Consider the following 661-nt stretch of genomic DNA (forward strand, 5'->3'; position numbering starts at 1 on the left):
GCCCGGGCGATCTCGCGAATCGTGGTGCGCGAATAGCCATTCTCGGCCACACATCGCATCGCGGCGGTGATGATGCGGGCCCGGGTCTGCTCACCGTCGGCACCCACCGGCCGACCCAATTGCGGCGGCGTGACGCTCATGCGGCGGGAAGCCCGCCGCAGCTCCGTCCATCACGCACTACGCACCTCCGCGGCGAAGCCGAAACTAATCGATCACTCGATTATATTCGACCGTGTCGGGGACCGGGAGCCGGCGGACGGGACGCGCGAGTGAGGACAGCACGGTGACGCGGGCGCAACGGGGACGTCCGGTCGGCGCCAGCGGCGAGGAGACGCGGCAGCGGATCGTCGTTGCCACCATGCGATGTGTGGCCGAGAATGGCTATTCGCGCACCACGATTCGCGAGATCGCCCGGGCGGCCGACGTCACCAGCGGCAGCCTGTACCACTACTTCCCGAACAAGTCCGAATTGCTGGACGCGGCCGTCGAGGACATCGAACGCATGGCGGTGCCGCGGCTGCGAGCCGCCGCCGCGGGTCCCGGCGGCGTGGTCGATCGCCTCGCGGCGGTGCTGGACGAGGCGAGCCGGCTGATGCGCGAGCATCCGCATCTGGCCGCATTCGATCGCGCGGTCCGCGCCGAAAGCAACGAGCACCCGGTG

At 69.6% G+C, this 661-nt stretch carries 2 protein-coding genes; one reads left to right on the forward strand and one right to left on the reverse strand.

Going from position 1 to position 661, the window contains the following annotated elements:
- Positions 1-140: TetR/AcrR family transcriptional regulator (locus A5713_RS14110; protein ID WP_156751880.1), on the reverse strand; the 140-nt coding region annotated here is incomplete at its 3' end.
- Between the two features lie 143 nt (positions 141-283).
- On the opposite strand from A5713_RS14110, the gene A5713_RS14115 reads away from it, so the two are divergent.
- The coding region (locus A5713_RS14115) for a TetR/AcrR family transcriptional regulator (protein WP_156751881.1) at positions 284-661 on the forward strand (378 nt) is incomplete at its 3' end.

Source organism: Mycobacterium sp. E2497, assembly GCF_001668695.1.
In the GTDB taxonomy this organism is placed as follows: Bacteria; Actinomycetota; Actinomycetes; order Mycobacteriales; family Mycobacteriaceae; genus Mycobacterium.